This window comes from Pectobacterium sp. HCp5_1 (assembly GCF_032905925.1).
Taxonomy (GTDB): Bacteria; Pseudomonadota; Gammaproteobacteria; order Enterobacterales; family Enterobacteriaceae; genus Pectobacterium; species Pectobacterium brasiliense_A.
Genome location: NZ_JAUMIO010000005.1, coordinates 96,069 through 118,595, shown reverse-complemented (window position 1 = coordinate 118,595; position 22,527 = coordinate 96,069). Strand labels below are relative to the sequence as shown.

General features: G+C 53.3%; 23 protein-coding genes. 12 read left to right on the top strand and 11 right to left on the bottom strand.

What is annotated here, in order from left to right; translation table 11 throughout:
• Positions 1 to 148: 148 nt before the first annotated feature.
• The 5 genes from speG to purM all read right to left on the bottom strand — a co-directional run bounded on the left by speG (position 149) and on the right by purM (position 6,064).
• Positions 149 to 724: a spermidine N1-acetyltransferase gene (gene speG, locus Q3A88_RS05940; protein WP_039288008.1), complete on the bottom strand. Its 576-nt coding sequence runs from the start codon at positions 722 to 724 to the stop codon at positions 149 to 151.
• A gap of 167 nt (positions 725 to 891) precedes the next feature.
• A complete protein-coding gene (locus Q3A88_RS05935) occupies positions 892 to 3,018 on the bottom strand; it encodes a TonB-dependent siderophore receptor (RefSeq protein ID WP_233990031.1) in 2,127 nt (708 codons plus the stop codon).
• Positions 3,011 to 4,117: an ABC transporter substrate-binding protein gene (locus Q3A88_RS05930; protein ID WP_317177580.1), complete on the bottom strand. Its 1,107-nt coding sequence runs from the start codon at positions 4,115 to 4,117 to the stop codon at positions 3,011 to 3,013. Before Q3A88_RS05930 ends, Q3A88_RS05935 begins: the two co-directional genes overlap by 8 nt.
• A gap of 271 nt (positions 4,118 to 4,388) precedes the next feature.
• A complete protein-coding gene (gene purN / locus Q3A88_RS05925) occupies positions 4,389 to 5,027 on the bottom strand; it encodes a phosphoribosylglycinamide formyltransferase (RefSeq protein ID WP_317177579.1) in 639 nt (212 codons plus the stop codon).
• On the bottom strand, positions 5,027 to 6,064 hold the full coding sequence (purM, locus tag Q3A88_RS05920; RefSeq protein ID WP_010286490.1) for a phosphoribosylformylglycinamidine cyclo-ligase: 1,038 nt from the start codon (positions 6,062 to 6,064) through the stop codon (positions 5,027 to 5,029). The genes purN and purM overlap by 1 nt, the downstream gene beginning before the upstream one ends.
• A 337-nt stretch (positions 6,065 to 6,401) precedes the next feature.
• Between purM and upp the strand changes: the two genes are divergently transcribed.
• From upp to hda, 3 genes are all read left to right on the top strand, one after another.
• Positions 6,402 to 7,028, top strand: a complete 627-nt coding sequence (gene upp, locus Q3A88_RS05915) for a uracil phosphoribosyltransferase (protein WP_010286492.1) — start codon at positions 6,402 to 6,404, stop codon at positions 7,026 to 7,028.
• 420 nt (positions 7,029 to 7,448) lie between these two features.
• On the top strand, positions 7,449 to 8,738 hold the full coding sequence (gene uraA / locus Q3A88_RS05910; RefSeq protein WP_094370181.1) for a uracil permease: 1,290 nt from the start codon (positions 7,449 to 7,451) through the stop codon (positions 8,736 to 8,738).
• Positions 8,739 to 8,839: 101 nt separating this feature from the next.
• Positions 8,840 to 9,547: a DnaA inactivator Hda gene (gene hda / locus Q3A88_RS05905; protein ID WP_005976214.1), complete on the top strand. Its 708-nt coding sequence runs from the start codon at positions 8,840 to 8,842 to the stop codon at positions 9,545 to 9,547.
• A 61-nt stretch (positions 9,548 to 9,608) separates the two neighbouring features.
• Here hda and arsC read toward each other — a convergent pair whose 3' ends face one another.
• Positions 9,609 to 9,980: an arsenate reductase (glutaredoxin) gene (gene arsC / locus Q3A88_RS05900; protein WP_317177578.1), complete on the bottom strand. Its 372-nt coding sequence runs from the start codon at positions 9,978 to 9,980 to the stop codon at positions 9,609 to 9,611.
• A 14-nt stretch (positions 9,981 to 9,994) separates the two neighbouring features.
• Entirely contained in the window at positions 9,995 to 11,431 is a 1,437-nt protein-coding gene (locus Q3A88_RS05895) for a tetratricopeptide repeat protein (RefSeq protein WP_400339942.1), read from the bottom strand.
• An 89-nt stretch (positions 11,432 to 11,520) separates the two neighbouring features.
• Here Q3A88_RS05895 and Q3A88_RS05890 point away from each other — a divergent pair, with 89 nt between their 5' ends.
• Positions 11,521 to 11,646 (top strand): hypothetical protein, encoded by a 126-nt coding sequence (locus Q3A88_RS05890; RefSeq protein ID WP_317177577.1) that lies wholly within the window; start codon positions 11,521 to 11,523, stop codon positions 11,644 to 11,646.
• On the opposite strand, the gene bcp is transcribed toward Q3A88_RS05890, so the two are convergent.
• Both bcp and Q3A88_RS05880 read right to left on the bottom strand, forming a co-directional pair.
• Complete coding sequence (bcp, locus tag Q3A88_RS05885; protein WP_010286501.1) at positions 11,628 to 12,095, bottom strand: thioredoxin-dependent thiol peroxidase; 468 nt, start codon at positions 12,093 to 12,095, stop codon at positions 11,628 to 11,630. The genes Q3A88_RS05890 and bcp overlap by 19 nt on opposite strands.
• 62 nt (positions 12,096 to 12,157) lie before the next feature.
• Positions 12,158 to 12,709 carry a glycine cleavage system transcriptional repressor gene (locus Q3A88_RS05880; protein WP_010286503.1) on the bottom strand — a complete coding sequence of 184 codons (552 nt, stop codon included), beginning with the start codon at positions 12,707 to 12,709 and terminating at the stop codon, positions 12,158 to 12,160.
• Positions 12,710 to 13,009: 300 nt separating this feature from the next.
• Here Q3A88_RS05880 and dapA point away from each other — a divergent pair, with 300 nt between their 5' ends.
• The 5 genes from dapA (at position 13,010) to Q3A88_RS05855 (ending at position 18,565) form a co-directional block, all read left to right on the top strand.
• Positions 13,010 to 13,888, top strand: coding sequence for a 4-hydroxy-tetrahydrodipicolinate synthase (gene dapA, locus Q3A88_RS05875; RefSeq protein WP_010286511.1), 879 nt, complete (start codon positions 13,010 to 13,012; stop codon positions 13,886 to 13,888).
• Positions 13,889 to 13,904: 16 nt separating this feature from the next.
• A complete protein-coding gene (gene bamC / locus Q3A88_RS05870; RefSeq protein WP_317177576.1) occupies positions 13,905 to 14,942 on the top strand; it encodes an outer membrane protein assembly factor BamC in 1,038 nt (345 codons plus the stop codon).
• 147 nt (positions 14,943 to 15,089) lie between these two features.
• A complete protein-coding gene (purC, locus tag Q3A88_RS05865; protein ID WP_010286515.1) occupies positions 15,090 to 15,803 on the top strand; it encodes a phosphoribosylaminoimidazolesuccinocarboxamide synthase in 714 nt (237 codons plus the stop codon).
• Between the two features lie 219 nt (positions 15,804 to 16,022).
• Positions 16,023 to 16,475: a DUF441 domain-containing protein gene (locus Q3A88_RS05860; RefSeq protein ID WP_010286516.1), complete on the top strand. Its 453-nt coding sequence runs from the start codon at positions 16,023 to 16,025 to the stop codon at positions 16,473 to 16,475.
• Positions 16,476 to 16,492: 17 nt separating this feature from the next.
• Positions 16,493 to 18,565 carry a tRNA(Met) cytidine acetyltransferase TmcA gene (locus Q3A88_RS05855; protein WP_317177575.1) on the top strand — a complete coding sequence of 691 codons (2,073 nt, stop codon included), beginning with the start codon at positions 16,493 to 16,495 and terminating at the stop codon, positions 18,563 to 18,565.
• Positions 18,566 to 18,627: 62 nt separating this feature from the next.
• Here Q3A88_RS05855 and Q3A88_RS05850 read toward each other — a convergent pair whose 3' ends face one another.
• On the bottom strand, positions 18,628 to 18,999 hold the full coding sequence (locus Q3A88_RS05850; RefSeq protein WP_317177574.1) for a hypothetical protein: 372 nt from the start codon (positions 18,997 to 18,999) through the stop codon (positions 18,628 to 18,630).
• A 197-nt stretch (positions 19,000 to 19,196) separates the two neighbouring features.
• Here Q3A88_RS05850 and Q3A88_RS05845 point away from each other — a divergent pair, with 197 nt between their 5' ends.
• From Q3A88_RS05845 to Q3A88_RS05835, 3 genes are all read left to right on the top strand, one after another.
• Complete coding sequence (locus tag Q3A88_RS05845; protein ID WP_317177573.1) at positions 19,197 to 19,424, top strand: DUF1272 domain-containing protein; 228 nt, start codon at positions 19,197 to 19,199, stop codon at positions 19,422 to 19,424.
• 163 nt (positions 19,425 to 19,587) lie between these two features.
• Positions 19,588 to 20,205 (top strand): esterase, encoded by a 618-nt coding sequence (ypfH, locus tag Q3A88_RS05840; protein ID WP_233990043.1) that lies wholly within the window; start codon positions 19,588 to 19,590, stop codon positions 20,203 to 20,205.
• Between the two features lie 370 nt (positions 20,206 to 20,575).
• The gene (locus Q3A88_RS05835; protein ID WP_317177572.1) at positions 20,576 to 22,246 is read left to right on the top strand and encodes a methyl-accepting chemotaxis protein; all 1,671 of its coding nucleotides are present in this window, start codon (positions 20,576 to 20,578) and stop codon (positions 22,244 to 22,246) included.
• A gap of 86 nt (positions 22,247 to 22,332) precedes the next feature.
• Here the strand turns inward: Q3A88_RS05835 and Q3A88_RS05830 are convergent, their stop codons facing one another.
• Positions 22,333 to 22,527: a YpfN family protein gene (locus Q3A88_RS05830; RefSeq protein WP_010283998.1), complete on the bottom strand. Its 195-nt coding sequence runs from the start codon at positions 22,525 to 22,527 to the stop codon at positions 22,333 to 22,335.

Below are 22,527 nucleotides of genomic sequence, written 5' to 3'. Positions count from 1 at the left end.
ATCGTAAAGACGCTGCAAGTACGTCCATGTAAGCTCGGATTGCGCCATCCCTGGCGCAAACGCTTTACTCTTCTATTCCGTTACGCCCGTTTTCATTCGGTAAATAGGCTTGTCAACGACCTGAGGCTGGCACATTGCCAGCCAGAATTTACTGACTTATAGAACTTCCTGGTGCTTCGCCGCCGGTTCCCGTCACGGTTTTGTGCTTCGCCAGATATTGATGTTGGAAAATGCACATGCGGATCGTGTTGCGATATTCACCGTTGATGAAAAACTCGTGGATCAGTTCGCCTTCGACCTCAAACCCCAGTTTGCTGTAGATGTGGATCGCCTTCTGGTTTTCCTTATCCACAATCAAATACAGCTTATAGAGGTTCAACACCGAGAAGCCGTAATCCATCGCCAGCTTGGCTGCCGCGCTGGCGTAACCTTTGCCTTGATACGCGGGATCGATAATGATCTGAAATTCCGCGCGGCGGTGGATGTGGTTAATCTCCACCAGCTCAACCAGACCGACTTTGGTCTGCTCGTGTTCAATAATGAAGCGCCGCTCGCTTTGGTCATGAATATGTTTGTCGTACAGATCGCTGAGTTCGACAAAGGCCTCGTAAGGCTCTTCAAACCAATAACGCATCACACTGGCATTGTTATCCAACTGATGAACAAAAGTGAGATCGTCCCGCTCCAGCGGTCGTAGCCGAACGGAATTGCTCGTACCGGACATAGTGAATCCTTAATTGATAAAAGGGACGTGAACCGCTGTTACTGAGGTCACGTTGGCATAAGTATGCCAACGCTAGTATAGCGGCGGGGAAGCTGGTGCTGAACGCTGAATGTGGAATGAAACACAACAAGGTGCCCCGCATCGGTGAGACGCGGAGCGAAAGTGCATCAGAAATCGACGCTGGCGCGCAGTACCACCTGACGCGGTTCACCGATGGCGACGCGCAGATTGTTACCGCTGGAGGGATAATAGGTCTGGTCGAACAGGTTCTTCACGTTGAGCTGCCATTTCACCTTGTAACCGTTGAGCGGCAGACTATAGGCAACAAAGGCATCGGCGACGGTGTAATCATCCAGATAGAAGGTATTTGCTGCATCACCCGCGCGACGGCTGACGTAGCGCGCGCCTGCGCCAGCACGAAGATCGTCACCAGCCGCCAAACCAATGTTGCCGAAGTCCTGCGTCAGGAACAGCGAGGCGGTATGGCGCGCAGCGTTAGGCATGCGTTTGCCGTTATTTTTTGGATCGGCAGTGACGCGAGCGTCGGTATAGGCATAGGAACCGATCAGGCTTAAGGAATCGGTGATATTGCCCGCCAGATCCAGTTCGACACCTTGCGAACGTACCGTGCCTGCAGTGCGTGTTACCGTTTGACCATTTATCAGCTCGTCCACCATTACGTTTTGTTTTTCAATATCGAACAACGCCACGTTACCAGTAATGCGGTTGGGCAGGTCCCATTTGGTTCCTATTTCGTAAGATCGTCCTAACTCTGGTGGCAGTGAATCGATTTGTGTAGCGATAGAGGTGTTCGGTTTGAATGATTCACTATAGCTGGCATAAAGCGAAGAATAGGATGTCAGGCTATAAACCACACCCGCACGTGGGACAACGCGACTGTAGGTGCTGTCAGTACGCGTGACGAACGGACGCCCTTTGCCAGACATCGTATCGAACGTGTCATAACGCAGGCCACCCAGCAACTGCCAGCGATCGTTAAGACGAATAGCATCTTGCATAAAGAAGGCTTTGCTATCGATATTTTCACGCTGATCGCTTTCGGCGGCGAGAACGTTAGTTGACGCAGGGAGCTGCCCATAGACCGGATTATAAATATCAAATCCAGATGTGCTCTTTGTTGCGCGGATCATATCACCGCGGAAGGTTCGGTCTGCTTCGTAATCAAATCCAAGCAGCAATTGGTGATTGATGCGTCCCCAGTCCACATCGCCATTCAGCGTGAGTTGGACGATTTGAGCCTGAGAATGTGCATCGGCGGTTGCATCTGCACGGCGAGTCAGTATTCCTGTGTTAGCGTTATAACTCATCGCCCGCGCCTGATTGTCGCTGTAGCGGTTGCGGTTATACGAATAGGTGAGGCTGCTTTTCCAGCGGTCATTGAGGTTACGGTCAACCTGCATGGTGACGCTGTCCTGATCGCCGCGTGTTGCATTGTAGCTTTCATCAAAGCGGCGATCGCGTGGCGTATTAACCGGCTTGCCCGTCCTCGGATCGATAAGAGTGCCGCGATCGAAAGGTGTCAGGTATTCCATATGTTCGTAGGCTACGCGCACGGTGGTGTCTTCGCCGTACCACATGAGGGATGGCGCAACCGTCGTTTGGCGGTTACGCCCGAAGTTGCGCCAGTAATCAGTTTCATCGTGATCGACCACCATACGGTAAGCCAGACCGGACGTACCTAACGGGCCAGTGACATCCAACTGCCCGCCGCCGCCTTTGAAGCTGCTTCCCCAGCCTTCAATGTGCGTTTTCTGTACCAACTCAGGCTTTTTACTGATGACATTGATGACGCCGCCGGGTTCGCCCATGCCGTAGAGCATGGAGGCCGGGCCTTTCAGCACTTCGACGCGTTCGCTGCTGGGCGTAAAGTTACGTGCTTGAATGGAACGCACGCCATCACGAAAGATTGAACCGTCGCGGTTATCGCCGAAGCCACGTTTGATGATGGCATCCTGTGTGCCGCCCAGCGTATTGGACTGGGTGATGCCGCTGACGCTATACAGTGCTTCATCAATGTTGCGTACCGCACGATCGTCGAGTACCTGAGTCGGGACGACGTTGACGGCCTGCGGGACATCCAGCAGGCGGCTTTCGGTACGGGTGCCGGTCACGGTTTTATGCGGCTGATAGCCGACTTCTTTTCCTACCTGATCGCCAGTGGTGGCGTTTACCACCATGGTGTCTTCTTTGCCATCAACGATGGCTGCCTGAATGCTAAACGGCAACAGTGCCAGCAGCGGCCAGCCGTGACGTAACGTGGTCTTTTTATTCATGTGAAATCTGACTCCAATAAATCCCTGAAAATTCAATAGGTAAAAACTGCTGATAAAGTTGTTGTAGTGTTTGTTGCGGATCGATATCGGCAAACCGATCCGGGTAGAGTGCCTTGGCAAACATTTCGACCATGACGACGTGGTACGGGCTGAGATAGAAGTTGTGCCACATACTCCAGGCATGGCCCGTTTGCACGGCGCGCAGGTGAGACAAAATAGGTTCCTGACGGATAAGCGTGTCGAAGCTTTCTTTCGCCTGCGTGGCGTTAACCAGAGGTCCGAGCATCAGGCTGGAGAAACGTTTGCCCTCCGGTCCTGCCATGCCGGTGGCGATATAGACGTCGGGATTGGCGGCCAGAACGCGCTCCGGGCTTAGCTCTCCGTAGACGGTATTGATGGTGCCGCTGGCAATATTCTCGCCGCCAGCGAAAGTCAGCAGATCGCCCAGGCTGCCGCCGACCGCCGTGGTGCAGCAGGTATCTCGTCTGCCCAGATGCAGATGCAGCATGACCGTCGGTTTCTTGCCGTGGTATTGCGCGATGCGTTGGCGAATCACGTCCATATGCTGCTGATAGAAATTGCTGAAGGCGGTAGCGCGCGAAGATTGATTCAGTACCTCACCGAGCAGATGAATACTGGGTAATGTGTTGTTCAGCAGATCGATACGCAGATCGACGTAAATAAACGGGATCCCCGCACGGGTCAGCGTTTGTTGCAGAAGGTCTTCATTAGCCGCATTTTTTGCCAGCCGTGGAAGAATGACCAGGTCGGGTTTTAACGGCAGCAGCATTTCTGCATTTATCGCTTGCAGGCTGCCGTTACCTAACTGGGAGATCTGGCTCAGCTGTGGGAATTTTTCGATATAACGTGACCAGCTCTGCGCATCGTAGCGTGCCATATCTCCCGGCCAGCCGACGACATGTTTTGCCGGATTATCAAGCTGGAGCAACGCCAGCGTATACAGCATGCGGCTCTCGCCAAGAATGATGCGCTGAGGATTGTCTGGGATCGTGACCTGTCGGCCTAAAATGTCGGTGACGGTTTTTGCCTGCAAGAGCGGGCTAAGAAACAGCAGGCAAAGCAGTAAGACGGTACGCATGGTGGAGTTCACAAAATTTAAGATGGGGAAAGATAATCATTGTCATTTTCGTTTTCAACCGATGAAGAGTGCGTGTAATTTGGGTTGATAGAAATGTTCTTTTTTATCTGAGTCTTAGTGATTATTTCGTAAAGATTAGTAAATATTTAAAGCGCAGCGAGGGAAGGGAAAAGGGGGATAATTAATGAGTGGGTGTGAAAAAGAAGACGTAATAAAAAGTAAGGCTCCGCAGGGGAACCTTACTCTGTGATGAAGCGATGAGCTGACAACATCACTCGGCAGCGTAGCCCTGCGGTGGAATACGCACGCTGTCCAGCCAGGCTTCATTATCCCGCATCACCAGTCTGCCGTTCAGGAACCAGTTGATGACCATCGGATAAATCGTATGCTCGTGCGTCTTCACGCGTTCGCTCAGGCTTTCTTCCGTGTCGTCACTGAATACAGGCACTTTCGCTTGCAGAATCAGTGGGCCGCCATCCAGTTCATCGGTGACGAAATGGACGGATGTCCCATGTTCCCGGTCGCCATTTTCCAGCGCCTTGCGGTGTGTATGCAGGCCAGGATATTTGGGCAGCAGGGAAGGGTGAATGTTCAGCATTTTGCCGGTAAACTGGGCAACAAATTCCGGGCTAAGAATCCGCATGTAACCTGCCAGAACCACCAGCGCCGGCTCATATTGCTCAATTTCATTTGCCAGTGCGGCATCAAATGCGGCGCGGTCGGCAAAATCTTCAGGGTTCAGGACGCACGTAGGAATGTCCGCATCCTGTGCGCGTTCTAGCCCGTAAGCCTCCGCATTATTGCTGAATACGGCGACGATTTTTCCTTTAAGGCGTGCGTTCTTACAGGCGTCAATCAACGCCTGTAAGTTGCTTCCATGACCTGAAATCAGCACAACGATGTTTTTCATCAGTTAATAACCACTGCGTCTCCGGCATCGGTTTGAGTAATGACGCCGATTTTCCATGCGTTTTCGCCGCTGCTGTTGAGTAATGCAACGGCCTCGTCTGCCTGTTCGGCTGGCAGTGCGATGATCATACCAACACCGCAGTTGAAAGTACGATACATTTCGTGGCGGCTGACATTACCGGCCTGTTGCAGCCAGTTGAAAACGGCAGGCCATTGCCAGCTGGATTCGTCGATCGTCGCCTGCATGCCTTCTGGCAGTACGCGCGGGATATTTTCCCAGAAGCCGCCGCCAGTCAGGTGAGAAATGGCGTGGACATCGACTTTCTCAATCAGGGACAGTATAGATTTCACGTAGATTTTGGTCGGGGCCAGCAGGTGATCGGCCAGTGATTTGCCTTCCAGCTCGAACTGCTCTGGATCGGTCTTGCTGACTTCGAGCACTTTGCGCACCAGCGAATAGCCGTTTGAGTGCGGGCCGCTGGAAGCGAGGGCAACCAGAACATCGCCGTTCTGCACTTTGCTGCCGTCAATAATTTCTGATTTTTCTACGACACCGACGCAGAAGCCGGCAACGTCGTAGTCTTCACCGTGATACATACCCGGCATTTCGGCGGTTTCGCCACCGACCAGCGCACAGCCTGATTGCTTACAGCCTTCCGCGATACCGGTAATCACACTGGCAGCGGTGTCAACATCCAACTTGCCCGTGGCGTAATAGTCGAGGAAGAACAGTGGCTCGGCGCCCTGAACGACGAGATCGTTCACGCACATTGCAACCAGATCGATACCAATCGTATCGTGGCGTTTCAGGTCCATCGCCAGGCGCAGTTTGGTGCCGACTCCGTCAGTGCCGGAAACCAGAATCGGTTCGCGGTATTTTTGCGGTAAGGCGCACAAGGCACCGAAACCACCCAATCCACCCATAACTTCTGGGCGACGGGTCTGTTTCACTACACCTTTGATACGGTCGACCAATGCATTGCCTGCATCGATATCCACGCCTGCGTCTTTATAGCTGAGAGAGGTTTTGTCGGTCACTGCTGAGTCCCCACGAAGGTTACGGGTCGTATTCAGAAAACACGGTATTTAGAAAACATACTGTGGTAAAAATAATGCGCGCTAATTCTAACAGTGTAGGCAATCGTTTGCGAGTGATGAGTCATCGGCTGGCTATTTTTCGTTAATGGCGACAATTTCTCTTCTCGGTTGATCTGGATCAGGCTGAATCATATGGCGCTAAGTAAAAAAGGCGGTATAATCCCGCGATTTTTTTTACGACGGGCTCTTGTGCCCGCCGCCCTGCGGGCCGCCGCAAGCGGTGTTTAAAAACGCGTTTGGCGTTTTTGTCCGTCCACTAGCCGATGGGGAGATAATGATGAAGATCGTCGAGGTGAAACACCCACTCGTCAAACACAAACTGGGTTTGATGCGTGAGAACGATATTAGCACGAAGCGTTTTCGTGAGCTGGCTTCCGAAGTAGGAAGTTTGCTGACTTACGAAGCGACGGCTGACCTGGCAACCGAAAAAGTCACCATTGATGGCTGGTGCGGTCCGGTTGAAGTCGATCAGATCAAAGGCAAGAAAATTACCGTCGTACCGATTCTGCGTGCAGGGTTGGGGATGATGGAAGGCGTGCTGGAAAATGTCCCTAGCGCGCGTATCAGCGTTGTCGGCATCTACCGTGATGAAGAGACGCTGGAGCCTGTTCCTTATTTCCAGAAGCTGGTTTCCAATATCGAAGAGCGCATGGCGCTTGTAGTTGACCCTATGCTGGCAACCGGCGGTTCAATGATCGCGACGATCGATCTGCTGAAAAAAGCGGGTTGTCACAGCATTAAGGTGCTGGTGTTGGTTGCCGCTCCAGAAGGGATTGCCGCACTGGAAAAAGCCCATCCAGATGTCGAGCTTTACACGGCATCCATCGATAAAGGCCTCAACGAGCAGGGTTACATCATGCCGGGCCTGGGTGATGCGGGCGATAAAATATTTGGTACGAAATAACAGGTAAGCCGACTTATAGTCGGCTTTTTTTTGGCGCAAGGATACCCGTCATACTTCAAGCTGCTTGTGCGTTGGCCGCCCTTACTCACTCCAGTCACTTACTTGTGTAAGCTCCTGGAGATTCGTGCGGTTGCCGCGTTACAAGGCCATAAATGGGCCTTGCCCTAAAGGGTCAACGCAGAGCGTTGTTCAAAACGTTAACGTTTTGTCACGCAACTCGAATTATTTAGGGTATCGGTATTGCCTATGGTGCGCCACGGCCTGTGTTACGTCACACGCGGTTCTTTTATACATCAGCAGTCAACATGTTCCTGCTTCACTACGGTGAGGCGGGGTAAGTCTGGCTGTGATAATAAGTGCGGGTCTACCTGCACACATAAATAGCAACACTAGATAACAACACTACAGAGGATATTGAAGATGACTCGTCGCGCCATCGGGGTAAGTGAACGACCACCCTTGTTACAAACCATCCCGTTGAGTTTCCAGCATCTGTTCGCGATGTTTGGCGCTACCGTTCTGGTACCCATTCTGTTCAAGATCAATCCGGCAACCGTACTGTTATTCAACGGTGTGGGGACGCTGCTTTATTTATTCATTTGTAAGGGCAAAATCCCAGCGTATTTGGGGTCGAGCTTCGCGTTTATTTCCCCGGTTTTACTGCTGTTGCCGCTGGGGTATGAAGTTGCACTGGGTGGCTTCATTATGTGCGGCGTGTTGTTCTGTCTGGTGGCGCTGATTGTTAAGAAAGCGGGCACCGGCTGGCTGAATGTGCTGTTTCCGCCTGCGGCGATGGGGGCGATTGTTGCGGTTATCGGCCTTGAACTGGCCGGTGTCGCAGCGGGAATGGCTGGGCTGCTGCCTGCCGATGGCACTTCTGTCGATTCTACCGCGGTGACGATTTCACTGGCGACGCTGGCAATCACCATTCTGGGCTCGGTGCTGTTTCGCGGCTTTCTGGCGATCATCCCGATTCTGATCGGGGTACTGGCTGGCTATGCGCTGTCGTTCGCGCTGGGCGTGGTGGATTTGACTCCGATTCGTGAAGCACACTGGTTCGCGATGCCGACATTCTATACGCCACGTTTTGAGTGGTTTGCCATTCTGGCGATTCTGCCTGCGGCGCTGGTGGTGATTGCGGAACACGTTGGTCACCTGGTGGTGACGGCGAATATCGTGAAGAAAGACCTGATGCGTGAACCGGGGCTGCATCGCTCCATGTTCGCCAACGGCATTTCTACCGTGCTGTCCGGCTTCTTTGGCTCTACCCCAAACACGACTTACGGTGAAAACATCGGCGTGCTGGCGATTACTAAAGTGTACAGCACCTGGGTGATCGGTGGTGCAGCAATCCTCGCGATTCTGCTCTCCTGCGTGGGCAAACTGGCGGCGGCAATTCAGGCTGTACCGGTTCCCGTTATGGGCGGCGTATCGCTGCTGCTGTACGGCGTAATTGGTGCATCCGGTATTCGCGTGCTGATTGAATCCAAAGTGGATTACAACAAAGCGCAGAACCTGATCCTGACCTCAGTGATCCTGATCATCGGCGTCAGCGGTGCGAAAGTGCACCTGGGCGCAACCGAACTGAAGGGAATGGCGCTGGCGACGGTTGTTGGTATCGGCATGAGTCTGGTCTTTAAGGTCATCAGCCTGTTCCGCAAAGAGGAAGAGATCCTCGATGCGCCGGAAGAGAACGACGCGCGTTCATAACCGCGTCATTCCTCCCCCTGTTGAGGTCGTGCGTATCGCGTCCTCAACAGGGGCCGGTTTCTGTGATAAACTCGATCCGTTTCCTGCCCGTTTTGCTTGAGGTGATTCTGAACACGCCGGCACAGCTTTCATTGCCACTCTACTTACCCGATGACGAAACATTTGCCAGTTTCTATCCGGGTGAAAACGCGTCTCTTCTTGCCGCCGTCAATAATGCTTTGTATCAGGAGCATGGTAGCTACATCTATTTCTGGTCACGCGAAGGGGGCGGGCGCAGCCATCTGCTGCATGCTGCCTGCGCCGAACTGTCGCGTCAGGAACGTGCGGTGGGCTATGTACCGCTGGATAAACGTGCCTACTTTGTACCCGATGTGCTGGAAGGGATGGAGCAGCTGGCGCTGGTGTGTATCGATAACATCGAATCTATCGCGGGCGATGAAGAGTGGGAAATGGCGGTGTTTAATCTGTATAACCGCATTCAGGAAACAGGGCGTGCCCGGCTGTTGATTACTGGCGATCGTCCGCCGCGTCAGCTGAATTTACGTCTGCCCGATCTGGCTTCTCGCCTTGATTGGGGACAAATCTACAAGCTGCAACCATTGTCGGATGACGAAAAAGGGGAAGCGCTACAGCTGCGTGCCAGACTGCGCGGATTCGAATTGCCGGAAGACGTTAGCCGTTTTCTGCTTAAGCGTCTGGATAGGGAAATGCGTACGTTATTTATGACGCTCGATCAGCTCGACCATGCTTCCATCACCGCACAGCGCAAGCTGACCATTCCTTTTGTGAAAGAGATCCTCGGGCTGTAGTTAACGATCGTTATTAACGATCGTCGTTGAGGATCGCTTACGGCTATCGTTTTACCTACAACTACAGTATTTCCAGCACCTGTTCCGGTGGACGGCCAATACGTGCCTGACCTTGTGCCACGACGATAGGGCGCTCGATGAGCTTCGGATTATCGATCATCGCCTGAATCAGCTGCGCTTCCGTTAGTGCGGCATCGGACAGCCCCAACTGCTGATAAATCTCTTCTTTGGTTCTCATCAATTCGCGCGCGCTAGTCAAGCCCAACTGCTTGATAAGCTGAGCCAGCGTTGCGGCGTCGGGCGGCGTGTCGAGATAGAGCACGACGTTGGGCGTAATATTGTGTTCCTGTAGCAGCGCCAGTGTTTCACGGCTCTTGGAGCAGCGCGGGTTGTGGTAAATCGTCACAGGTGTTTGGGTTGAGTACGGTGTCATCGTCATGCTCCTTATCAGGATTTCTGGTACTGGCGGAAGCGTTGCTGCAACTGGCGGAGCTGGTCAATGCGGGCGTCGTAACGCGCCTGTTCCAGACTCCCCAATTTAACCAGTGAACTCGCGTTGCTCAGTAACCGAATAGATTGATCGAGCTGACCGCTGAGGGCCAGACTCTCCGCTCGTGCGGCCAGTTCTTCTGCCCGCTGTCCTTGTGCTGCTGCGGCTTGTGCCAGCAGATCCCAGCCGTTCGAATCGTCAGGGTGCGCGTAGGTGTAGCGATACAGTATTTTACTGGCGGCAGCGGGCTGTTTCCCCTCTACATAAGCATTCGCCAGATTAAGCTGAAGTACCGGGTTCGCCTGCATTCCGGGCACGTTTTGTAAACGGGCGATAGCCTGTGTCGCGCGGCTTTGTCCTATATCGATATCCGTCATCATATCCAGAAACCACGGGTTTTCAGGCGCGCTGTTTAGCAGCGGTTGCAGCACATTACGGGCTTCATCGTACTTCTTCGCCTGATAAAGCTGTATCGCGCGGCCATATTTCGCGGCCAGTTGCTCTCGCACGTTGCCTTTTTCCCATTGCTCCAGCAGATCGTTGTTCAGCGGACGCTCCGGTGAGCCATACATACCAAAGGTGCGTATTTTGGCGAACAGGAAATCCTGAGAAGATTGTACCGGCGTTGAACGCATCTGGTTGGCGCGGTTGCGGGCATCGGACAGGCGGCTTTCCGGCAAGGGGTGAGTCAGCAACATTTCCGGCGGTCTGGAGGCATAGCGAGATTGGTCCGCCAGCTTTTGCAGGAAGTTCGGCATGGCCTGCGGATCAAAGCCCGCGCGCTGCAATACCTGAATACCGATGCGGTCTGCTTCCTGCTCGTTCGCCTGCGTGAACGTAATCATGCCCTGCTGCGCGCCCGCCAGCGTGCCGCTGAGCGCCGCCATCCCCAACTGTGGATTGGCCATTGCCAGAAGAATAGAACCGAGCGCGCCGACCCAGGTGAGCGGGGCGCTACGCTGCTGTGATTCCATGCTTCGTGCCAGATGGCGCTGGGTAACGTGAGAGATTTCATGCGCCAGCACCGAGGCCAGCTCGCTTTCGCTATCGGCGTAGCGGAACAGCGCGGAATGCAGTACTACGTTGCCGCCGAAGAAGGCGAAGGCGTTGATGTCGTCATTGCGGATTAGGTAAAAATGGAACGGCGTACGCACCGAGTCAGCCTGTTTGACCAATCTGTTACCGAGCTGATTAATGTAATTGGACAGCAGCGGATCGTTGATAAGCGGCGCACCCGCCCGCAGTTGGCGGACGTAAAAATCGCCCATTGCCAGCTCCTGATTGATACTGAGCGTACCGCCTGCGGTGGTGCCGATATCCGGCAGCCGATCCTGCGTGTCGGCCTGAGCAGGAAGCAGGTTGCCAGCCAGTAATGCCCCAAACAGGACGGACATGACCGTTTTTCTTAACCGAATAGACATAACGGAAGATAACCTTATCAACAGCTAACGTGGAAACATTCTGCTGACTATCTTAGCCAGCGATGGCAGACAAAGAAATGCCCGAGCGGGAAAAACGTGGTGAAGAGAGAGAATGGCAGGGAAAACCGGCACGTATGACGGTGCCGGTGGACGAGCTGAAAACCGCGAATCAGGCGTTTTTCAGATAATCGAGAACGATGTCGTGGTGGTTGCTGGTTTTGAAGTCGTCAAAAACCTTCTCTACCTTACCGTTTTCGTCGATCAGGAAGCTGATGCGATGAATACCGTCATAGGTTTTCCCCATGAAGGTTTTTTCTCCCCAAACGCCAAATCCTTCTGAAACCTGATGATCTTCATCAGAAAGCAGCGTGAAATTTAAGACTTCTTTCTCGACGAAGCGGGACAGTTTTTCTGATTTGTCCGTGCTAATACCGAGAACTTCAACGCCATGTTTTTTCAAATCGTCCATATTATCGCGCAGGCCGCAGGCCTGAACGGTGCATCCTGGCGTCATCGCTTTAGGGTAGAAGTACACCAACACTTTCTGTCCCTGGAAGTCGGTTAAATTTACTTGTTCGCCATCTTGGTCGGGCAAGCTAAATTTCGGTGCAATATCACCGGCTTTCAGTGTGTTCATCACGACTCTCCGTCTTGTTTCTCTTCATGCTGTGGATATACCCATAATCTTTCAGCGTTATGCTATTGGGCATAGTTAACGACGCTAATACTGCCTTGTGCGTGCAGTTCTGTACATAGCTGATGAAAGGCTGGCTCAATAATTGAGCTATCCAGAGTGGCAGAACTGTGTGCGGCAATCTGAATATACAGCTGCGGCGGTTTGTCACCCTCGGCAGGCTGGGTTTTTGAAACCAGCTCGGCAATGTTTAGCTGGTGAGAATCGAACAAATCGGTAAAACGCTCGATGATGTGAGGGGAGTCGGCAACGTCAACCTTCACCCAGACGGTAGAAGGGGTTGGTTGGCTAGCCTGTGACTCCGTCCGCTTCATCACGATCAGCAAATCCATCTCCGCGCCTTTCAGCGGCAGGGTTGATTCAATGAGCGTTATCGCGTTCCAGCTACCGGACAGCAGCATAATGAAGGTGAACTCTTTGCCCAGCATAGCAAGACGGCTATCTTCGATGTTGCAGCCACAGCTACTGACGTGGCGCGTAATCGCATTGACAATACCGGGGCGATCGACTCCCAGCGCGGTAATAACCAGATAGTGTTCTTGTGAGCTTGGCAACATCATGCTTCCTGTCTTTTTTCCCATTAATCACATGGTAAACATAAAAAATTGCCTGGAGCAATTTTTAACGCCGCTTGCGGCGGCCCGAAGGGCGGTGGGCAGGGATAGCCCACCGTAAAAAACTGGAGCTATGTTGGCTATCCTTGCTAGCCGATTTCCCCAAAACGTCAGAAGCATTTTTAATTTCGTTTACTGCGTCATAAAAAAACCTGCGTCAGGCACCTACAACGCCCTTGTCCGCTTGCTTTTGCATAGAAGTCAAAAGTACCATGAAGCACTTGTTTGTGGAGGGGATGGCCAATGTTTACGGGAAGTATTGTTGCGCTAGTTACGCCGATGGACGCCAAAGGCGCCGTCGATCGGGCGAGCTTGAAAAAACTGATTGATTATCATGTCGCTAGCGGTACATCGGCGATTGTCTCTGTCGGCACGACGGGGGAATCCGCCACGCTGAGTCACGACGAGCATGGCGATGTCGTGCTGTTGACGCTGGAACTGAGCGACGGACGTATTCCTGTCATCGCTGGAACCGGTGCGAATGCTACCGCTGAAGGCGTTTCACTGACTAAACGCTTTCATGGCACCGGCGTTGTTGGCTGCCTGACGGTCACACCGTACTACAATAAACCGACGCAGGAAGGCTTGTACCAGCACTTCAAAGCGATTGCCGAGCATACCGATCTGCCGCAAATCCTGTATAACGTACCTTCCCGCACCGGCTGCGACATGCTGCCGGAAACCGTTGCCCGTTTGTCCGAAGTGAAAAATATTGTCGCAATTAAAGAAGCGACGGGGAACTTAAGTCGGGTAAGCCAGATCCAAGAGCTGGTTAGTGAAGACTTCATTTTGCTGAGCGGCGATGACGCCAGCGGTCTGGACTTTATGCAACTCGGTGGTAACGGTGTGATTTCCGTAACGGCGAACATTGCTGCGCGTGAAATGGCGGAACTTTGCAAGCTGGCGGCACAGGGCAATTTTGTTGAAGCGCGCCGTTTAAATCAGCGCCTGATGCCACTGCATCAGAAATTATTTGTTGAACCCAATCCTATTCCGGTGAAGTGGGCCTGTAAGGAATTGGGACTCATGGCGACCGATACGCTGCGCCTGCCGATGACACCGCTGACCGATTCCGGTCGTACGGTGATGGGGCAAGCACTTAAGCAAGCGGGTTTGCTGTAATCGTTAGGGAGATTTAATGAGTTATTCATTACAAAAGTCGATGGTGGCGAAAGTTGTTGGCATATCACTCGTGATGTTGCTGGCGGCTTGTTCCAGCGATCAGCGCTATAAGCGTCAGGTCAGTGGCGATGAATCCTATCTGAAGGCTCCGGCGCTGCACGCGCTGAATACGCCTGCCGGGATGATTTTACCGGTGCAGAACGGGGATTTTGAGATACCGCCAGTTACCCTGAATGGTGCGGTCGGCAAGGAGCTGGATATCCGTCCTCCAGTGCAGCCATTGGCTTTGTTGAATGGTTCCCGTACCCAGATCTCAGGAGATACGGCAACGCTGTTGTTAGAAAACAGCGCGCAAAACAGCCAGCTCTGGTCTCAGGTTATCCGCGTGTTGCAAGACAAAGCGTTCACGATTGCCAGCCGTCAGGATGCCAGCCAAACGCTGACGACCGACTGGATCTCATGGCCGCGTGAAGATGAAGATGTCCCGTATCAAGGGCGTTATCAGATATCCGTGCAGCAGCAGGGTTATCAGGTCGCATTGATCGTGAAACTGCTGGGACTGCAGTTGAACGGTCAGCCGGTAACGGCGGGCGATCAGGCTCAGCGCTACACCGGCCTGATGCTGAATGTGCTCAGTAATGGTCTGGATACTCAGGCAACCGCACGCGAAAACGCGCTGGCAAACCGCACCATTGGTTCGCTGGATGTGCAGAGCGGGGCGGATGACACAGGCCTGCCACTGCTGATTGTGCGCGGCCCGTATACCGTGGTATGGGATCGTCTGCCTGTCGCGTTGGACAAAATCGGCATGAAGGTTAACGATCGCAGCCGTCCGCAGGGTTCTGTCTCCGTGACGTATCGTGCACCGAGCGGCGGAACCTGGGATGACCTGGGGGCGAAAAATCCTGAACTGCCTAACGGCGATTACAAATTGCAGGTCGGCGATTTAGATAACCGCAGCAGTCTGCAATTCATCGACTCCAAAGGGCATACGCTAACCCAGTCTCAGAACGATGCACTGGTGGCCGTATTCCAGGCGGCGTTCAGTAAGTAACGCATAAATAAACCAAGGGTCGGATTATCCGGCCCTTCTTCATTCAACAATCTCTACCCGAATTGACGGGCGCTATCGGCAACCGTTCGGGGAAGCGTTAAATATCGGGTCGTACTTGTTGACCCTCACTGTGTGGAGTAATTAAAGATGCAAAAGCTAGCTGAGCTGTATCGTGGAAAGGCGAAAACCGTCTACACCACCGAAGATCCCGATCTACTGGTGCTGGAGTTCCGCAATGATACATCAGCAGGAGACGGTGCACGCATTGAGCAGTTTGACCGTAAAGGAATGGTGAATAACAAATTCAACCATTTCATCATGAGCAAACTGGAAGAGGCTGGAATCCCAACGCAAATGGTGAGCCTGCTGTCTGACAATGAAGTGCTGGTTAAAAAACTGGACATGGTGCCGGTCGAGTGTGTCGTGCGCAACCGCGCGGCGGGATCGCTGGTAAAACGTCTGGGTATCGAAGAAGGCATCGAGCTGAACCCGCCGTTGTTCGATCTGTTCCTGAAAAACGATGAGATGCATGACCCGATGGTGAACGAATCTTACTGCAAGACGTTCGGCTGGGTGAATGAAGAGAATCTGGCTCGCATGAAAGAGCTGAGCTACAAGGCGAACGACGTGCTGAGCAAACTGTTTGGCGACGCCGGGCTGATTCTGGTCGATTTCAAGCTGGAGTTCGGTCTGTTCAAAGGTGAAGTTGTGCTGGGTGATGAGTTCTCACCAGACGGTAGCCGCCTGTGGGACAAAGAAACGCTGAACAAAATGGATAAAGACCGTTTCCGTCAGAGCCTCGGTGGTTTGATTGAAGCGTATGAAGAAGTTGCGCACCGTATCGGCGTAAAATTAGACTAACTGCGCAATCGTTTACGTTCAGGTCGCCGGTCGGCGATAGGCTGACGGCCTGAATGTTTTGCCCATTTCTCTCTCGAAAAGCTGCTTTTCTATTCTTGTCTCTGCCCGAATGATTTGCTCACTTGGCCTTTACTTCGATTCCTGCCCCTGACCCTGATTAATGCTATCATCGCGGTTTGCTTAACGCACAATCTGACTACTTTCGACAGACTCGCATCCATGACCTATCTCGATCCAACATTGTTAATTCTGCTTGTCCTGGCGGGGCTGGGTATCATCAGCCACAACATGACCGTCACGCTGGCGATTCTGGTTCTGCTGGCGGTACGTATCACACCGTTGAACAGCTATTTCCCGTGGGTGGAAAAATACGGCCTGAGCATTGGTATCGTCATTCTGACGATTGGCGTGATGGCACCGATTGCCAGCGGAAAAATTACCGCCAGTGAAGTCATGCATTCCTTCCTGCACTGGAAATCTCTGTTGGCGATTCTCATTGGCGTTGCCGTGTCCTGGCTTGGCGGACGCGGCGTGTCGCTGATGAGCAACCAGCCCTCTGTGGTTGCGGGGCTGCTGGTGGGCACGGTCATGGGCGTGGCGCTGTTTCGCGGCGTTCCCGTTGGTCCGCTGATCGCCGCAGGGTTGCTTTCCCTGCTGATTGGCAAGACCTGATTCATCTGGCGCATGTGATGATGTTGCGTGATTTTCTCCACAGCCAACGCCAGCAGCAGCGCTATGGCGTCCGGCGATTGCTGGTGCTGAACGGAGAATCGAGCTGGTGTGAAGAACAGGCGCTGGCGCTCAGCCGCCAATCGTCTGGTGACTGGCTGTGGATCGGCGAGTCCGCACCTGATTCCGTCACCGCGCTGCCAGCCAGTCGAGTGCGGACGCTGCTGGGGCGGGAGTTTCTTCACGCGGTGTTTGATGCGCGCAAAGGCGTGGACGTCGAGGCGCTGGCGATGCTATCAGGCACGCTACAGGTCGGTAGCTGGCTGATTATGCTGGTGCCATCGTGGCAGACATGGCCGACGCTGCCGGATGAAGACAGCCTGCGCTGGAGCGAGCAAGAACAACCGATTGCTACCCCGCACTTTATCCAGCATTTTCAACGCCAACTGCTGGCCGATGAGGATGTGGTGCTCTGGCAGCAGGATCAGGAGGTCGTGATTCGGCCACTGGCCGCGCGATCGGACTGGCAGCCTGCGAACGGTGAACCGACAGCGCAACAGCAGCAGATTTTGCATGAGCTGAATGCCGCAGAATCTGGCGTATTTGTGATTACCGCACCGCGCGGGCGGGGGAAATCAGCGCTGGCAGGCATGCTGACGCAGCGCAGTCGGGGAGCCTGCTGGATTACCGCACCTTCCCGTGCCGCGGCGGAGATTCTGCAACAGCACGCACGTACCGAGACGCAATTCTGGGCTCCGGATGCGCTGCTCGCACATTGCCGCCTTCATGGCGCGCCCGATATCGACTGGCTGTTAATTGATGAAGCGGCGGCGATTCCGTCTTCCGTACTCTCCGCGCTGTTACCGCATTTTCCCCGTATTCTGATGACCACGACGGTACAGGGGTACGAAGGCACCGGGCGGGGGTTTCTGCTGAAATTTTGTGCGACGCTGCCGCAGTGGCGAGCGTTTACGCTGGACGATCCGCTGCGCTGGGTCGCGAACGATCCGCTGGAACGGGTGTTGGATCAGGCGCTGCTATTCAACGAGCCCGACGCGTTTCATTCCCCGCCACAGCCCGATCGACCTATTCCCTCTTCTACGCTGGAAAGTCGAATCGAACGTGCCGACGACTGGCTAATACACCCTGAGCGTCTGGCATGGTGCTACGCGCTCTTGTGCAGCGCGCATTACCGTACTTCGCCGCTGGATTTGCGCCGCCTGATGGATGCGCCAGGCATGCATATTGCCAGCGCACAGGTGGCGGGCGAGATGTGTGGTGTGCTGTGGCTGGTGGAGGAAGGTGGACTGTCGGACTCGCTGGCTCATGAGGTGTGGGCAGGACGGCGACGCCCGCGCGGTAATTTGGTGGCGCAGTCGCTAGCGGCACACGCTGGTTTATGGCTGGCGCCGACGCTGCGTGCTCGCCGCGTGAGCCGGATTGCAGTGGCATCGTCATGTCGCCGACAAGGGATTGGCCGTGCGCTCATTGCAGAGCAGAGGCGTGAGGCACAGCGACAAGCGTTGGATTACCTGTCGGTTAGCTTCGGCTATCAGCCGGAGCTGTGGGCATTCTGGCAGTCGTGTGGGTTTCAACTGGTGCGTATTGGCAGCCATCTTGAAGCCAGTAGCGGCTGTTACAGCGCGATGGCGGTGCTGCCGCTGAGTGAAGCAGGGCATAGACTGGCGGAGCAGGGAAGTCAGCAATTGGCGCGTGACTGGCATTGGTTACAGCGCTTGATTCCACTTAACCTCGCACTACCGCAGACAGGAAATACCGAGCTGGATGAAGACGACTGGCGTGAGCTGGCGGGTTTTGCGTTTGCGCATCGGCCGATGGAGGCCAGCTTCGCCGCGCTTTGTCGCCTGTTGGTTCACACTGCATTGCCGCTGCCTGCGCTACGCCTGCTGGCGGAAAAGCCAGGTGAAAGCGAGCAGATAGCTATAACTACAATAACTATGACGCTGGGGCTGACCGGCAGGAAAGCGCTCCTGAAACGCTGGCGCGCAGAAGCCGCCAATGCACTGGTCGATCTTGATGCGCAGCGGTGTGAGCGCTGGAAGGGCGCTGTAATTTTTAACACCGCCGAGTGACGTATTCGATGTGCCAGGATAGCCATAAGGATACTCAGTCGGCACGTTGAGTATGTGCTGATTTATTGCGTTTCTAACAGCCGAAAAACCAGCGGTGCTTTCTCCTGATTGTCCGGGGAGTCGGCAACTAACGTGAGGTCAGTCTTTTGCTTTCCAGACCAGAGCTGGCATTCTACTCTCTTGCGCTGAGGTTCGGCGTCTGTCGCGTAGCTGCACAGGGGAATTCGGCCTGTTTTGTCGGGGATAAAGGCAACGTCATAAGGCGGAATGGTCAAATCTGCCAGGTTTTCTCCCGCGCTATCCAGTTCCTCTTGGATCTCTTCGTAAATCGCAGGGCTCACGCCAAAATCCAATAAAACAGTGGGATCGCCCTGTTGGATGCCTCTCAACAGATCGGCCGCGAGCCGATACATTTCTTCTCTGTCACTTGCCATCTCTCACTTCCTTGCCTTGAACTAAACCATCCCAATTTACATCATCAGCTATGGCCTGCGAATTTTTGCAGCACATTGGCTATTGCTGAGGTTTCTGGTAGAAAAGAACCTCATTCTCCTTCACTGATCTTTGTGCAATAGCCACAGAAAAGTGACAGCGAGAGCGACATAATTTTTTATTAAATCAGGATAAGCCGATGCTGGAATTACGCCCCAACTGTGAGCACTGCGATTGTGACTTGCCGCCGGATGCCGAAACGTATATCTGTTCCTATGAATGCACGTTCTGTCCTGACTGTGCGGATTCCGTGTTTCATCACGCCTGCCCGAACTGCGGCGGCGAACTGGTCAAACGGCCGGTGCGTCCGGCACGCTGTCTGGTGAACGATCCGGCTTCAACGATCCGTATTATCAAATCGCACTGACAGGGTGGGCTGGATATCCCCTTTGTCGTTGCAAAAAATGGAACATCTCATTCAGTAATTCCCGATTTCTCCTGTTATTGCGCGGCGTATAGTGAGAGCTAACCGTACTTTATGACGAATATCGGCAGGTGACGTGTTCGGCGCATGCCTTCAGGAGAGAAATGTGAATCAAGATTATGTTGTTGTTCAGCAGCCTTCGGAAGCGAATCGGTTAATCCTGCTATTTCATGGTGTGGGTGATACCGCCGCAGGCATGGCGCAGATTGGGCGCTATTTTGCTGCCGCCTTACCGCAGGCGATGGTAGTCAGTATTGCCGGGCCGTTCAGTACTGGCTATGGCGACGGGCGGCAGTGGTTCTCTGTTCAAGGTGTCACGGAAGAGAATCGGTTATCTCGTATTGAAGCAAACCTGTCGCGTTTTATTGAGACGGTGCGCCACTGGCAGGTGCAAAGCGGTGTGAGTGCGGAACAAACCGTGCTGGTGGGCTTCTCGCAAGGCAGCATTATGTCGCTGGAGGCGTTGAAGTCTGAATCCTCGCTGGCTGGGCACATTATCGCGTTCAGCGGTCGCTTTGCTGTGCTGCCAGAAAAAGCCTTTGCTGATGTTGCAGTGCACCTGATTCACGGTGAAGCAGACGGCGTGATTGTGGTTGGACATGCGCATGCTGCCGCGCAGCGCTTTCAGGAGCTGGGGACGTTGTTTACGTTGGATGTTGCCCCCGCTGTCGGGCACGGCATTGATGAACGGATGCTGAAGCAGGCGCTGGCTTATCTCAAATAAAAACCTATCCCGCTATACCCGTCATACTTCAAGCTGCATGTGCGTTGGCTTCTTTTAACTGACCAGCCCATTCTGGGGCTGGTTTTAAAGAACTAACGCCTTGCGCCGTTCAATCTGCTCACGTTTTATCACGCCGCTCGAATTATTTTCTTTATTCCATCAGATTATCTTATTGCTCATTTCTTAATTTCTCTATTCAACGTAGAGACTCTATTTTTAGGAATGAGAATTTATCCATATTAAAAAGAATATAATCCATATTTGAATGTTAAATAATATAGGCAATGTTTTTATTTGTGTTGAGTGTTCAATATTTATCTTATTTTTTCAGATATAAATATCGCATCCTTATGGAAAAAGAGGGTGTGCCATGTTTAAACGTATTAAAGTCATTACCATCCTTGTTATCTTATTGTTTGTGTTGGGGATATCTCAATTTTTAACCGGTGCGCTATCCGTTCGTGCATTGACTAACGACAGAGAGGGATTCCTGGTTTCCCAACGCTCTAACCAGAATGTAGCGGCCTTTACTGATGCATGGATTATGATGAATCAGACGCGCATCGCTATCGGTTCTATTATACAAAACATGATGATGGGGAATGCGGATAAAGAGGCTATGCAGGCCCTTTTACAGCAAGCAAAATCGCAATTGGCCGCCTCAGAGAGTAGTTATAAACACTATTTGTCTCTGCCTAATACGCCTGGGTTGGATGAAGCATTATCCAAAAAACTTGAGGCGAGCTATACCGCTTACGACAAGCTACTGAATGATATTGTGGATTCGCTTTCCGGTGGATTAGCGGGGGCGGCGATGAAATTGAGTAGCGGTGCCACGCCGCTGAATGTGGCCATGCAGGACACCTATATTACGTGGCGAGAGGCGCAAAACCAGCTATCAGATGACGGGCTACAGGCAAACCACGCGGCATTTGAAACGATGCTGTGGCTTTTGGGCGCACTTTCCGTCGTCGTCGTGCTGGTGATTATCCTCAGTTGGATCGGGTTGCAGCGTATTCTTTTGCATCCGCTGCGTACGCTCATGCAGCATATCAGCGCGATTGCCGAGGGCAATCTGACACATCCTATTGATACGACTGGGCGCAATGAAATGAGCCAGCTTGCGGCGGGGCTACATCATATGCAGCAGTCATTAATCCGCACCGTGAGTCTGGTACGCGACAGCTCCCACTCCATCCATTCGGGGGCCAGTGAAATCTCGGTGGGCAGCAACGATCTGTCTTCGCGTACGGAGCAGCAGGCCGCATCGCTACAGGAAACCGCGGCCAGCATGGAGCAACTGACCTCGACGGTGAAGCAGAACTCAGACAATGCGCGTCAGGCTACGCTGCTGGCAAAAAATGCGTCGGAAACGGCCAATAAAGGCGGTACTGTCGTCGATAACGTCGTGAAAACGATGAATGAGATCGCCGACAGTTCACAAAAAATCGCCCACATTACCAGCGTGATTGATAGCATCGCCTTCCAAACCAATATTCTGGCGCTGAATGCGGCGGTAGAAGCGGCGCGAGCCGGGGAGCAAGGGCGAGGCTTTGCCGTGGTGGCGGGGGAAGTGAGAACGCTGGCACAGCGCAGTGCTCAGGCCGCCAAAGAGATCAAATCGCTGATTGATGATTCGGTTAGCCGCACCAATACCGGCTCTTTGCAGGTGAAAGACGCGGGTGACACGATGAAAGAAATCGTCGGTGCGGTGAGTCGGGTAACGGATATCATGGGGGAAATCGCCTCGGCGTCCGATGAGCAAAGTCGGGGAATCGATCAGGTTGGGCAGGCGGTCAATGAAATGGATCGCGTCACCCAGCAAAACGCCTCGCTGGTGGAAGAATCCGCGTCTGCCGCTGCTGCACTGGAAGAGCAGGCCAGATATTTACAAAACGCGGTGGCGGTGTTCAAGATTAATCAGGCAGCAGAGCAGGAACACCGTGCCGAGAGCGCACCTTCGCTTGCTGCATTACCAAAGTCACTGTTGCCTAAACCCGCTCATGCCGGGCCATCGAATGCGAATTGGGAAACGTTTTAGCGGAAATGCGTGTTTAACTGAAGTGTAAGCATCCAAACCGCCTGCGCGGGGCTTAGCTCGCGTGCAGGCGGTTTCGAGGATAGGTGTCAGGGTTTTTTCTTCGGCCAGTCGTCGTCTTCTTCTTTGTCCCACTTGTCGTTGTTGTCACGGTGTGGGGGCAATTTCGGTTTATTGAGCAGAAAACGCGTATGGTCAACGTTGCGTAATTCTTTGATGCCGTTAATCAGCATGCCTATCAGGACAATCAGAATTATCCACCAGTAATCAGCCAGCCATGCCAT

Bases quoted from the DNA above. Each gene is read 5' to 3' on its own strand.
- speG (WP_039288008.1), bottom strand. From the start codon at position 724: ATGTCCGGTACGAGCAATTCCGTTCGGCTACGACCGCTGGAGCGGGAC.
- Q3A88_RS05935 (WP_233990031.1), bottom strand. From the start codon at position 3,018: ATGAATAAAAAGACCACGTTACGTCACGGCTGGCCGCTGCTGGCACTG.
- Q3A88_RS05930 (WP_317177580.1), bottom strand. From the start codon at position 4,117: ATGCGTACCGTCTTACTGCTTTGCCTGCTGTTTCTTAGCCCGCTCTTG.
- purN (WP_317177579.1), bottom strand. From the start codon at position 5,027: ATGAAAAACATCGTTGTGCTGATTTCAGGTCATGGAAGCAACTTACAG.
- upp (WP_010286492.1), top strand. From the start codon at position 6,402: ATGAAGATCGTCGAGGTGAAACACCCACTCGTCAAACACAAACTGGGT.
- uraA (WP_094370181.1), top strand. From the start codon at position 7,449: ATGACTCGTCGCGCCATCGGGGTAAGTGAACGACCACCCTTGTTACAA.
- arsC (WP_317177578.1), bottom strand. From the start codon at position 9,980: ATGACACCGTACTCAACCCAAACACCTGTGACGATTTACCACAACCCG.
- Q3A88_RS05895 (WP_400339942.1), bottom strand. From the start codon at position 11,431: ATGTCCGTCCTGTTTGGGGCATTACTGGCTGGCAACCTGCTTCCTGCT.
- Q3A88_RS05890 (WP_317177577.1), top strand. From the start codon at position 11,521: ATGGCAGACAAAGAAATGCCCGAGCGGGAAAAACGTGGTGAAGAGAGA.
- bcp (WP_010286501.1), bottom strand. From the start codon at position 12,095: ATGAACACACTGAAAGCCGGTGATATTGCACCGAAATTTAGCTTGCCC.
- Q3A88_RS05880 (WP_010286503.1), bottom strand. From the start codon at position 12,709: ATGTTGCCAAGCTCACAAGAACACTATCTGGTTATTACCGCGCTGGGA.
- dapA (WP_010286511.1), top strand. From the start codon at position 13,010: ATGTTTACGGGAAGTATTGTTGCGCTAGTTACGCCGATGGACGCCAAA.
- bamC (WP_317177576.1), top strand. From the start codon at position 13,905: ATGAGTTATTCATTACAAAAGTCGATGGTGGCGAAAGTTGTTGGCATA.
- purC (WP_010286515.1), top strand. From the start codon at position 15,090: ATGCAAAAGCTAGCTGAGCTGTATCGTGGAAAGGCGAAAACCGTCTAC.
- Q3A88_RS05860 (WP_010286516.1), top strand. From the start codon at position 16,023: ATGACCTATCTCGATCCAACATTGTTAATTCTGCTTGTCCTGGCGGGG.
- Q3A88_RS05855 (WP_317177575.1), top strand. From the start codon at position 16,493: ATGATGTTGCGTGATTTTCTCCACAGCCAACGCCAGCAGCAGCGCTAT.
- Q3A88_RS05850 (WP_317177574.1), bottom strand. From the start codon at position 18,999: ATGGCAAGTGACAGAGAAGAAATGTATCGGCTCGCGGCCGATCTGTTG.
- Q3A88_RS05845 (WP_317177573.1), top strand. From the start codon at position 19,197: ATGCTGGAATTACGCCCCAACTGTGAGCACTGCGATTGTGACTTGCCG.
- Q3A88_RS05835 (WP_317177572.1), top strand. From the start codon at position 20,576: ATGTTTAAACGTATTAAAGTCATTACCATCCTTGTTATCTTATTGTTT.
- Q3A88_RS05830 (WP_010283998.1), bottom strand. From the start codon at position 22,527: ATGGCATGGCTGGCTGATTACTGGTGGATAATTCTGATTGTCCTGATA.